The following is an 11,891-nucleotide window of genomic DNA, read 5'->3' on the forward strand; positions in this document are numbered from 1 at the left end:
TGAGCCGTATGCGGGGAAACTCGCACGTACGGTTCTTAGGGGGCGGCGGCGCAGCAATGCGTCGTCGCTACCCGACTGTTTCGCGCGTATCATGATCTTGCCCCCATTTACCCCTCCCAAGTTCGATGAGATGTCGAAGTGGTGGAACTCGTGCACGTATGCCGACGTCCATCGGCTGATTCTCGAAGTGCTACACCTGCGAATCACGATGAGCGAAATGAGTGGGCTTACCGGCGACGCGACGCGCATGATCGCGTACCTCGATCGTGCCGACGAGCTGCAATACGCCGCCCCGTTGCGACGCTTGTCGAACAAGATCGACAGGGAGGTCACACGGGCAGGCCGAATGAACAATCCTCGCGCGCCCGTTGAGCCGTTCTCCGACGAGTGGCGCGCGCGCGAAGAAATGAAACGCAGGCTTTACGACGTTCCCGGTGAACCTGATCCGGGTTCAGACAAGGCAACAAAGCTGCCCGAGTTTCAACGCCTGACATGGGAGGAGTTGCGCGACGCGTGGAGCGCGGCCAACTTCAAGAAACATCGCTCGCTTACGCTCGAACAACGCTTCGTGCTGGAAGTCGTGCACGTCCGCCGAACACTGCGGCTCATGGAGAAAATGGTCTGCGCGGCCGAGCTCGAGCTGAAGAAAGGCGGCTACCCTGATTCGTTCGCGCTCGATCAGCTGCGAAGAATGATTGATGGTGCGCGGTTCGATTGACCGCGCGGCGGGGAATGCGCCTCACGCTGGCTCGCGTACGGCGCTCCAGCGGTTACTTCTTGACCGGCTCGATGCCCCAACACTGCGCGCCCCGGATGTACTCCGGAATCGCCTCGGGATTGTGCTTGCACTGTTCGATCGTCTCGAGCGCCGCCTTGTAGTTGATCGTGAGCGGATCGACGATGCTGTTGATCTGCGCGTCTTGCGCAATTTGATCGGGCGTCGAGCAATCAGCGCCCATATGGGCCGGATCGGAATCCCGTTGACCGCCCACCGTCCGGAAGCCAACGATATCGTTAAGTGAGGCCGCATAAACCGCACCGTATAGCTCACTGGACGCGGTTCGATACGAACGTTCACGCACAACGCCAGTGTCGTCGGTGTAACGCTCGACCTTCACTGGCTGGCACGACACGATCGGCAGCACTGCGTGTACCACGCGACCTTTGAGGTATTCCCGCGCCGCGTAGATCTCCAGATCCCTCTGGAATTGACTCACGGCCGCCCGCTTTTCCGGCGTGTCGACGTACCCCGCCATGTCGTCGAGCTGGAAGTTCATCAAGACCCATTCGGAAACATTGACGTTCGCCTTCAGCACCTCGTCACGACTCGGACCTACCCCGCCGTTCTCGGCCTGGACAAGTTGATGCAGCGCAGTGCCATCGATCACGCCCGGATAGACGCCGATATCGGCACCGCGTGCCTTGAACGCAGCCTGCAACGCATCGATTGTCGCTTGCGCGTTGAGCCCACTCGGTACGACTGGCGAAGCTCCGTCCGACGCCGCCATCGCACGAGCAACGCGAGCAGTGATGATCGGGTCGCCAGAATACGTGAGGCGAATCGTCGGCCCGGTGTTAGCCGGTGCAGCAACATCGTCCCCACCCCCGCAAGCCGACAGAGCGGCCGCAACGCAAAAAGTAGCAAGTAGCTTTTTTTTCATTGAAGTCTCAGGTGCTAGTTGATTTGGTATGTCCCCGCGATTTCATTTTACAGAATGATTACGCGCGGGTAACTATTGAAAGCGAGCCGGGGTCAACGCCCCGGCCTAGGTCAGAACAAGCCGACCGGTTGTGCCGCGTCGTCCCAACTGAAAATGATCAGTTCGTTTCGGCTGACGCCCTTACCGCCCCCGACCGTGTAGTCGATCGGCACCGTCTCGATGTGGTATCCGTCGAACACACGTCGAATCTCGGGATGATCATTCAGACTCACGATCGCCCGACCCTTAATCGTGCGCAGCCGATCCGCCATCTTTTCGTACTCTGCAAACGGGAACGCCACGCCGTAACCTTCCGTCTCGTAGTACGGGGGATCGAGATAGAACAGCGTGTGCGCCCGGTCGTAGCGGTCAATGCAACCCGCCCAATCGAGACGCTCGACGAACGTATTCGCCAGCCGGAGATGTGCGGCTGACAATTCCTCCTCGATCCGCAGAAGGTTCAGGCCCGGCGGTGTCGTCGTCGCTGTGCCGAACGTCTGCCCTTCAAGCTTCCCGCCAAAGCAACTTTTCTGGAGGTAGTAGAAGCGCGCAGCTCGCTGGATATCGGTGAGGGTTTCCGGGACCGTCGACTTCAGCCACTCGAAAACTTGCCGGCTCGTCAGCGCCCACTTGAACTGGCGCACAAACTCCTCCAGGTGGTGCTGCACAACGCGGTATAGGTTGATCAGCTCGCCATTAACGTCATTGATCACCTCGACCTTTGCCGGCGGACGCATGAAGTACAACGCAGCACCGCCCGCGAACACTTCAACGTAGCAGTCATGTGACGGAAAGCGCGGGATCAGGTGGTCTGCCAGGCGGCGCTTACCGCCGATCCACGGAATAATCGGATTTGCCATTGTGAAAGCCGTTTTTAAACTTGGTGTAGAATCCGGCCCGCCTACGTAGGTAAACGGGGCCTAGGCTGATTCACTGGCTCGGTCAGTGGAAAGGTGGCCGGGGACAATGCGCGAACATTCCCCCGGTCGCCCTGTTTCTCTCGAAGCCGCTCGGCCTCGAATGCCGCGTTATCGCGACGCGCTGGATTGCGCGTCGGACATCAATGCGTCGTAACTGCGCTCACACTGCTGGCCGGCGATACCCCGCTCGTCAGCGATCTTCGCCAGCTCTCCCGCGCGCTCGTCAGTCCGGCCGAACACGTCGGCAAGCAGATCGAGGGCGTCGCCGGCTGCCGGGCTTCCGGCCGAAGCGCTGGCACGCCGGACGTCGGCAACGAGCACTGCGACCTGCTTGCGCAGGCCGTCAGCAGCAGCATCAGCAGTAGCGGCATCAGCGACCGCCTGATCACGTTTCTTTGCAGCATCGGTTGCGATCCCCTCTTGTGCCGCCAGCCGGCGGCGAATCTCGTTTCGTTCGTTCCGAAGGTCATCGATCTGCCTCGCCTGATCCGCGACCTTCGCGGATTGATCAGCGTCACGGTGTCCCTTCGAGTAGCCTGCAGCGGAGCCGATGACGACCGCAACGATGACGGCCATCCAGATGCGAGGATCGAGCCACGTCATGCGCCGCTCCTCATCATCGAAGCAAGACGCTTCGCGCGATCCCCGACCTGTCGCGCCCACAGGCTGTCGAGCATCTCTGCCGCTGCCACGCTCCAGTCCGCGCGTTGCGCCGCCGCGAGGAAATTGCGAAATCCGAGCAGCTTCCCTTGCATGTTGAATGCCATGTTCATCAGCACTCGCTGACGCACGGGATCGAGGGTCCGCCACCACGGCAGATTGCGATCGAGCCACGCCTCAGTGTCGGCGATATCGTTCTGGTACATCAGGTCGATCTCGCTATCGCGGAACCCCTTGTCGGTCAGATTGCGACCAATGCCGCCCGACACCTTGCCGACCGTGTCGGTGTAGATGCGATACCGCCGATCTTCGTCACGCGTCAGTTCCGCCTTCAGTTTCAACGCGTCGTAATTACCCATTCTTGCTTCCCCCAAAAAGTTGCTTTGCCTTCCTGCGAAGCAGTACCTCGAGGTACTGCGACCCGACGATGCCGAATGCGCTGCCGAGGCCGAGCAACGCGATCGGAGGCAGGTCCGGAATCTGCAGCAGTGCGATGCCTGCGACCATCGACGTCGCAGACCCCAAAACGGCACGGCCGACCACAAGCCGGAACGACAACGGCTCGCTTCCGACCAGCACCTTCGCGATGCCAATCAATCCGCCCATAAGAATCAACTCCAAGATGGTTTTTTCATGCTCTTGCATTACGGCTCCTCTTCCCCGTACCCCACAAATGAAAAGGCCGCCAAGTTGGCGGCCTGTTACACAATCCCCGTTCCGTCTAGCACCATGAACCTTGTGTGCCAACACTCTCTGAATGTCGTTATGTTTGGTGACCTTCCCCCGTTGTAGATTCGTGTACCCCACGAGACAACGTCGCCGCTGACTCGCACCGTTCCGACTTCAAGAATGTCCCAGAGCCGCTGATTACTATTCGACGACCCCCAGATGTAATGCGCCGGCCACATCCCAGAGATCAATACGGGTCGGCCGTACGACCGCTGCCCCCAACTCGGATTGGGCGATCCAGTGACGGTCCACCCCGTGTCGCCCATATACCTCGATTCAATGACGTCGAGAACGCGAAAAAATGGACTCGCCGCGTCGGCAATTAACGTGCCGTTCGGACTGAAGACTTGCAGCCCGTATCTGCTGCCAGTCGCCGGAACATTCGAGAAAACGAACAGACGCACTGTCGCTTGCGCCTCCGTAATGAATCGCACGGTATAGGTTCGCCCATCATCGGAGCCCTTCGCATCCCACAGCGACACCCCGATGCCCGGATCTGCGGAAAATGCGTATAGCGGCAACTCGGCCGCAAACGTGAACGAACAAATCCAGTACGTACCTCGATACTGAATGCTCGCGTTGTTGTAGACCGTGTCGACCGTTGTTTGCTGAGACACCGCCTCGAGGCGCTGGACGAGTTGATAGTTCGGCGTCAAGCCGTCGATCTGGAAGACGCCGCTATCAGTAAATGCCTGAAATCCGACACCCATCAATAAACCCCATAGATCAGCCAACCGACAACCGGTGTCCGGTAATCGCTCCCGCCGTCTGCGCTGTACCACCAACGAACGCCACCCGCATTGATCTCGATGTTTGGGACCGGCGCTTTCATCGAGATATGCTTGAACAACCAATCAGGCATGAACGCCCAAAACGGCTCCCCGCCCGACAGGTCTGCGGATTGACTGCCATCTGCCCCGCCAATTCGCACCATTCCTCGCAGGCGTCCGCACCGAGTCGTCCCATCGAGCAGCAAGCGACCATTCAGATCAAAGATTTGCAGTCCGGCCGGCATCACCACCTCCCCCACCGCACGAGCAGCGCCCCGTTCGGCCCGTACACCTGGCCGCCGAATTGGTTGATAACCGTACGACCGCCACCATCCGCACTGTTGATCTCAAACGATCCATTCTTATCGATCCTCCAACCTCGCTGGCCACCGACGTAGTCGTTGCTCTGAATCACATCGCCGATCATCAGGTTCGTGATCCAACCCTTCCCGATAAATCCGCGGTTGATGAAGACCTCCCCATTCTCGATAACGAACGGCGTATACCACCCTCCGTTAGCCAAGCTCAACAATGCGAAGCGGTCGGCCTGAAACAAGATCTGCGATTGCACGACTCCGTTGTTGTTGTCGACGCCGACCGACATGCCCGCGACGTAATAACTGCCGCCGACAGTTGCCTGCACCTTCAACGTGTAGTACGCCTTGACCCGACCATCGACGTCCGCGATCGCCTGCGAGGTCTGTTCAACAGCAGCACTGACCCTACCGACGCTTGCCTCGGTCGTGACGATCCGCTCTGCCATCGCGCTTGCCTCGTTGACGCGCGTGTTTTGCTCGACGCGGATCTGAGCTGCGTGCTCGCCAGTCACGGCGGCGACGGCATCGACTCGTCGTGCTACTGCCGAGATCTTGTCCGTCATGGCCGACCATTGCGTCCACGCACCAGCAAGCTTCGAAGCGTCGCCTGCGTAACCGTCCGTGGCGCCGGCCCACTCAGGCGTCCACTTCGCGACAACACCGTCGACGCGCTCAACCTGCGACTTGACGTCGCCAACGGCATTGGCGAGCTGCTCGAGCTGCTGCTTCGCGGGACCAATGAAGTCTGTTGCTCCCTTGATCTGTGACTGCAGCTGCTGAGTCAGCTCCGAATTGCCGATCTGCCCCTTCAGATACTCGACAATCGCGGTAGCGTCCGAACTAGACTGCCCGTTCACGCCAGCGCCTGCCGGATACCACGGCCCGACGTTGCCCGAGCGATCAACGAGCCGCGCCCAGAAGAAAAACGACGCACCGGCGTGCAATCCGTCCATCGTGTACGCGTGCTGCGGATAGGCGAAATCCCCGAGCTTCTTAGCAGTGCCACGATCGGACGTGGTCGAGTACCACAACTCGCTCCGCTGCGTGTCGAGCGCCCCTTCCGGGAAGCCCCACTCCAGACCGATCCCCATGATCTGCGACGTCGAGCGCAGAAACGTCACCGCAGGCGGAGGCGTCGTCTTGCCCTGCATGGTCGTCAGCGGACTGAACGCCGGCAGGGACGGCACATTCATCGCATTGATCGCGACAATGCGGGCCATGTACGCTCCCGCGTAAATGTTCGGCACTTCGATGTTCACGGATCCGGTTCGGCCGGCCGAGATCCAGTCACCGTTATCCTTTCGCCACTGCGCCTCATACTGCACCGCGCCTTGACCGGGTTCCCACCCGATCACCATGACGGTTGACGCCACGCCCTGATCGATCCGCGAATACGACGTGATGCGGACGTTTGCCGGCGGCGGCTGAATTGACGGCGGGATGACCGTCACCGGCCGCTCCTCAATCCGCGTCCCGAAATCAACGTTGTCAAACTTGCCCGGCGCGTGCTGAACAACGGTGATCTCGAAGCGCACCGACTGATCGTCAGTGCGATCCGCAACCGACACGACCTGAAACATTGGCACGGCCAGGTCATCGCTTTCGACCGCCCACACCGCCTCGGCAACAGGTTGAGCCGACCAATCGGTAGACACGGTTATGTCCCGACCAGACACCTTGAACACCACGCGCGTTTCGTTCCGGCCGCTCGGCAGGTTCACGATCAGCCGATCGCCCGGCTTCACGGAGGGGTCACGGTCAACCGTGATCGTGCGCCCCGCGACGGCATGAATACGGCCACTGATGGGTCGGCCAGCAAACGTCGCATCGGCGATGCGGATCACCTGCCCCGGCAGCGCGAGCATGCCGTCTAGCCCCACCGAGAAAGTTACTTCCTGCGTTTCCAAGCGCGACGTGAGCAAGGCCCACTTGCCGACGCGCTGCGCCTGACCTTGCGAAGTGCATCCGATTGCCGTGATCTCTGTCTGCCGGACTCCATAGCGCAGTTTTCCGTCACGATCCTCGACGGCTTCGACCGCCTGCTGATAGTGGTTGGCGGGATCGCTCCACGACACCAGTGCAACCGTGTATCGCGTCTTTCGCTCGGTTCCCTGTCGCACAAACAGCCCGTCGATGACGTTTCCGGCCGTGTACGTGTATACCGGTTGCGTCGGCATATTCGCCACCGCCCAGATCTGCGCGGCAGACCAGTACGTAATACCCCTGAAAACGGACGCCAGATCTGCCAGAACCTTGTATGCGTCAGCTCGGGTCTGCAGGTACACGTTGCACGTCATGCGCGGCTCCTGCCCGCCCTTACCGTCCGGCACCAGCTCGTCACAGTACTGGCCGATCTTGTACAACTGATAGCGATCGAGTTGGTCGAGTGCGATTCGATGCCCCATGCCGTAGCGCGGATGGGTCGCCATGTCGTAGAAGATCCATGCCGGGTTGTTCGTGTATCCGACCTTGAACGTGCCATCCCAGACGCCCGTATAGCCACGCGTCGTCGGATCATAGTTCGACGGAATGCGGATCCGCCGACCGCGAAGGTGGTACGACCGCGTCGGGACACGCTGGAACTGAGACGCATCGACCATGACGCCAGCCAACGCCGTGTTCGGGTAACGCAGCTTCGCGTCGATGACCTCGGTAACCGATTCCACCATCATGGTGTCGGCGATCGTCGTACTGCCTGCATTCGGCGTCAGCCGTCGAACGCGCACCGTCCACCCGCGACGAGCCGGCGGCAGGTCGACACGGTGCGACCGCTCATATTTTCCCGACACTTTGATATCGAACGCCGTCTTCAGAGCTACCTGAAATGCTCCGTCGTCCGTCGCGATCTCGATTTGATACTCAACTCGGTAGCCCTTCACGTCCCCCGTATTGGGATCGACCTGCTGGAACTGCGGCGTCGAGAGGCGCACACGAACGGCGGACAGCTCGAGGTTGGTGATCGCGCGCGAATACGGTGTTGCGCTGCGCAGCTCGACACTGACGCCGATCTCATTCTCGACCGCAGGAAACCCCGGAATGTAACTTTGGTCCTGCGAGCCGGTGCGGAACTCGATCGTCGCGCCCGGAAAATTGATTGTGCCGTCGTCGGCCGCCAACGGTGTACCGTCGAGGATGACCGACTTCAGCCCGTTCACCGGCCCTTCGATCTCGCCCTCCGACAGGATGTCCAGCACGCGCGCGTAGGAGATCGACCGTGCGGTGTCGCTCGCCTCGACGGGAGAGCGCCCACCACCACCTTTCTTGTACCCGACGACGTCGTGATACCCATATGCCGTCATAGCTGATCCTCTGCATAGATGCCGGCCGATGCAACTGCCGACCCGATCTCGAGCTCGCCATACAGGACCGGCACGGGGCCGCCCTGAGCGGTCGTATTCACCGGGCCATTGAACACATAGCTGGCTTGGTTCTGCGGGCTATCCTTCGTCGACAACCCACGCGGCGATGGAGCAAGCAGTTGCGAGATCCCGCCGGCCATCATGGCAACACCCATGTTGCCGATTACGGCCCCGATCCCGGTCCATCCGAAGTAATAGCCGACCGCGGCCATCACCCCACCGAGAATCGTCTGAAACAGCCCCCCGGCCTTCGCCCCCTGCAACACCGGTGCGATGCGAATATCCTCATCCCCACATGGAAAGCTAAGATCCCGCACGCCGAGGTTGCGACGCCCAGCGAAGACTGCGTACGTGATGCCCCGATCGCGGCTCTGCATCAGCTCTCGCTCGAAGCCGGGCACCAACACGCATAGCGCACCGATCGCGCGCGCGGGACAGTCCACGACGAATCGATGAATCCGGCCGAACCGAGCGCCGAGATAGCCGTACAGCCTGATTACCCGAACGTTGTCACTCATCCTTCGAACCTCAGAATGAGGCGGGTCACTTCCCGCCAATAACCGCCGTAGACGTCACGGCTCGACAGCTTGTCGTAGAGGTGATGCAGCATCGTGCCGTCGCCGAGATAGATCCCGGCATGATTCGGGACCGGTGCGCGTACCTGCATCAAGATCACGTCGCCACGTTCCGGCACCGGCTCCGGCCCCTGCAACGCGACGAATCCCGCCGTGCGGTAGTGCTGCATGTAGAGATCCTCGCCAGCCTCCCACCACGCGTCCCGGCGGGGAAAGTCCGGCAGCACAATCTCATGCTCGACGCGGTACCAATCTCGGACCAGCGTGTAGCAGTCGAGCACACCATGCGCAAACGACCGCCCAACGAGCGGAACCTGAAACCCAACCGGCTCGATCGTCTCGATCCTGCCCGGCCGAACAACGCCATCGTCACCGCGTCGAACCTCGACCACATGCCACGCGACGCCTGACGCTTCGCAGGCGACTCGATCGGCTTCCGATGGCTCGGCTGGCGAATCAGGATGCGAATGGACAACAGCCACGACCGCACCGCGATCCTCCGCCGCCGCATACTCCTCCGCCGGCAGAACGAAATGATCGCTACCTGTCGCCGCATTGCTGCATTCGACGTAGCGCTCACGGCCGCGCTCGACAATCACCAGACCGCAACACTCGTGCGGATACGCGCGAACCGCATGCGAGCGGATCGCGTCCAAAGTTGCTTTTTTCATAGGATCAGGTGCGGACGAGGCCCGCAGCAGGAAAGCCGCCGTAAGGCAGCGGATTGTTGGGACCGAATCTCAGCTTGCAGCCGCGCAGGCTGTTGCTGCATCGATCTTTGGCCGGATCAGTGGTCGGGGCATCGTTCGCGTCTGCGCACGGTCCTCCCGTGTACCCGCACTCCGGACCACGATAAGCCCAGGTGCACAGGTTCGGAATGATTTGCCGGCGCGGCAGCTGCTCGCCGTCGAAATCGAGCGGCGACGACAGTTCGAACTCGACCGTCTCTTTGTCCTCCCGCGACTTCCGTTCGATCAGCCATGTCTCGGGCGGCATTTCCTCATTCGGATTCGCTGACGGATTCCCGTTCGGGAAGTTGACGCCGTCGAGATACTTCAGCAACGTCCGCCGCCGCGTCACCCTCGCACCGACCATGTCGGCCAGCGCGAGACATAGGGACGATATGGATCCGTCGAGGTTTCCAACCTTCAAACTCGGAACAGGCTGTCGCCCGGTGCTCGTGCGCTCGAAGCCTTCCGCCGTGATCGGCCAAGGCGAATATGCGACGGCACGCCAAATTATCTTGCCTTGTTGCCGATGCCCATGAAAGTACGCAACCTGACCACCAATCCCGGTCGCGTCCAGCTCGAACAGTTCGATAAGTGCGCCGGGCTCCAGAATTTGAATGTCAGCGGTAATCGCCATGATTACGCCACCATGCCGGAAATGCTCATGCCGCGCGGGTAGATCGGCCCAATCGGGCGCGTCTTTCTTACGAACAGTCGAATCTGATACTGCCGGCCTATTGTCAGGCTTCCGTACGCAACGTTTAACGACAGTGTTCCCGCTGATGCCAAGCCTACAAATAGCGCCCCATTTGTCATACTAAGTACGCTAAACATTCCGCGTGCGACCTGAGTATTTGTCACAGTGTCGAACACGTCGAGGTACCCAGCAAAGTCGTTTGCTTCTGCTGAATGCGCGCCCACATTGAAATACACAGACGCGCTTGCGCAAACGCTGCTCGCTCGAGCGGTAAAGGTCAATGCAAGGCGTACCTCGTCGTTGATGGATAGGTCTCGTTCTTCGCCGCCTGTTGTAGAGATCGCCTGAACCGCTGATGCAGTCAACGGGTCGGGTAGGTTTCCGCTATCCCACGGAACCTTGCCGGCAAACGTCGGCCGACCCGCAAGAGCCGGCTGTCCGCCCAAATACGCAACAGTCGCTTCCTGCGAGTAGAGCGACGGAGCCGAGCCATACTCCAACTTGAGACGGCGCCACGACACCCCACCAGCGACTACCGAAGGCGGCGAGCCCTCTACTCCCAATTGAACGTAGACATAGGCCGTGTTGGCAGGCGTCGTCCTAGAATCCGACTTGAATACCCAACCATAGCCATTCGTCGTAGTGATGTTCGGCGAGGTTCCGATTACCGAGCCCGATGCGGTCAGGTAGACCATACGGAACCACACCGTACCCGCCGTTACTCCACCCGCATGAATCTCACCTGACAGAGTGAGCTGCGTTCCCGGTCCGATCGCGATCGAGTTGCTACCCACGTAGGAATTTGAGTTGATGACGGCCTTGCTCGAAAAGTAGGTCCCCTCTCCGGTGCCTCCTGTGTACGCGTCCACGAAACCATTCGGCCCCCACCCGCCAGCGACCCCGAGCTCACCGGACCCATTGAACAGCAGGTTCGGGCTATTGACGCCGCCGAGTTTTCCGCCGGCCCCAATCCTGCCCCCGACAGTAAGGCCACCAAGGACGGATTCGTCGCCGGAACTTGCCCGACCTCGATACAAAACCCACCAACCAGTAGACCCGTTCGTATCCATCAGAACAGTCTCGAACGGCTGCAACCGATCCAACCCGATGTAGTCGCCCGATCCATCTTCGACGGCAAGCGTTACGGTTGTCAGTCCGAAGTTGCGAAGGTGAATAACCTGATCAGCCGCACACTTCTTCGCAGCTGGCAATTTGACCCATCCCGGTGACCCCAGGTTAATGCCGACACGTCGCCCAACGTGGTCCGCGACGGTAAGCTGCTGAGAACTGTTGATTCCGGTTTGCGCCGACCTCAACGTCGCCTGCGAATTGAGAATGTCGACGTTACGATTCATGCGATCGTTGCCGCTTCGCGGCGAGTCGCCGCCGACACCAGTTCCCGGCGCACCGAGATCAATCTTTTCCAATTGCGCCAT

At 60.3% G+C, this 11,891-nt stretch carries 13 protein-coding genes; 1 reads left to right on the plus strand and 12 read right to left on the minus strand.

Annotation, left to right across the window (positions count from 1 at the left end; translation table 11 throughout):
- The coding region (locus WS91_RS20535; protein WP_231752056.1) for a hypothetical protein at window positions 1-718 on the plus strand (718 nt) is incomplete at its 5' end.
- Between the two features lie 52 nt (window positions 719-770).
- On the opposite strand, the gene WS91_RS20540 is transcribed toward WS91_RS20535, so the two are convergent.
- The 12 genes from WS91_RS20540 to WS91_RS36095 form a co-directional block, all read right to left on the minus strand.
- Entirely contained in the window at window positions 771-1,661 is an 891-nt protein-coding gene (locus WS91_RS20540) for a hypothetical protein (RefSeq protein ID WP_059670898.1), read from the minus strand.
- Window positions 1,662-1,771: 110 nt separating this feature from the next.
- A complete protein-coding gene (locus tag WS91_RS20545) occupies window positions 1,772-2,560 on the minus strand; it encodes a DNA adenine methylase (RefSeq protein WP_059670899.1) in 789 nt (262 codons plus the stop codon).
- Between the two features lie 168 nt (window positions 2,561-2,728).
- Window positions 2,729-3,223, minus strand: coding sequence for a DUF2514 family protein (locus tag WS91_RS20550; protein ID WP_059670900.1), 495 nt, complete (start codon window positions 3,221-3,223; stop codon window positions 2,729-2,731).
- A complete protein-coding gene (locus WS91_RS20555; RefSeq protein WP_059670901.1) occupies window positions 3,220-3,639 on the minus strand; it encodes a glycoside hydrolase family protein in 420 nt (139 codons plus the stop codon). Before WS91_RS20555 ends, WS91_RS20550 begins: the two co-directional genes overlap by 4 nt.
- Entirely contained in the window at window positions 3,632-3,925 is a 294-nt protein-coding gene (locus tag WS91_RS20560) for a phage holin family protein (protein ID WP_059670902.1), read from the minus strand. Before WS91_RS20560 ends, WS91_RS20555 begins: the two co-directional genes overlap by 8 nt.
- 56 nt (window positions 3,926-3,981) lie before the next feature.
- Complete coding sequence (locus WS91_RS20565; RefSeq protein ID WP_059670903.1) at window positions 3,982-4,719, minus strand: hypothetical protein; 738 nt, start codon at window positions 4,717-4,719, stop codon at window positions 3,982-3,984.
- The gene (locus WS91_RS33920; RefSeq protein ID WP_082758267.1) at window positions 4,719-5,024 is read right to left on the minus strand and encodes a hypothetical protein; all 306 of its coding nucleotides are present in this window, start codon (window positions 5,022-5,024) and stop codon (window positions 4,719-4,721) included. Before WS91_RS33920 ends, WS91_RS20565 begins: the two co-directional genes overlap by 1 nt.
- A complete protein-coding gene (locus WS91_RS20570) occupies window positions 5,024-8,395 on the minus strand; it encodes a host specificity protein J (RefSeq protein ID WP_059670904.1) in 3,372 nt (1,123 codons plus the stop codon). Before WS91_RS20570 ends, WS91_RS33920 begins: the two co-directional genes overlap by 1 nt.
- Window positions 8,392-8,973, minus strand: coding sequence for a tail assembly protein (locus tag WS91_RS20575; RefSeq protein ID WP_059670905.1), 582 nt, complete (start codon window positions 8,971-8,973; stop codon window positions 8,392-8,394). The genes WS91_RS20570 and WS91_RS20575 overlap by 4 nt, the downstream gene beginning before the upstream one ends.
- Entirely contained in the window at window positions 8,970-9,701 is a 732-nt protein-coding gene (locus WS91_RS20580) for a C40 family peptidase (protein WP_059670906.1), read from the minus strand. Before WS91_RS20580 ends, WS91_RS20575 begins: the two co-directional genes overlap by 4 nt.
- A 4-nt stretch (window positions 9,702-9,705) precedes the next feature.
- Entirely contained in the window at window positions 9,706-10,395 is a 690-nt protein-coding gene (locus WS91_RS20585; RefSeq protein WP_059670907.1) for a phage minor tail protein L, read from the minus strand.
- A 2-nt stretch (window positions 10,396-10,397) separates the two neighbouring features.
- Window positions 10,398-11,891 carry a hypothetical protein gene (locus WS91_RS36095; RefSeq protein WP_156432420.1) on the minus strand — a complete coding sequence of 498 codons (1,494 nt, stop codon included), beginning with the start codon at window positions 11,889-11,891 and terminating at the stop codon, window positions 10,398-10,400.

This window comes from Burkholderia sp. MSMB1498 (genome assembly GCF_001526245.1).
GTDB classification, from domain to species: Bacteria; Pseudomonadota; Gammaproteobacteria; order Burkholderiales; family Burkholderiaceae; genus Burkholderia; species Burkholderia savannae.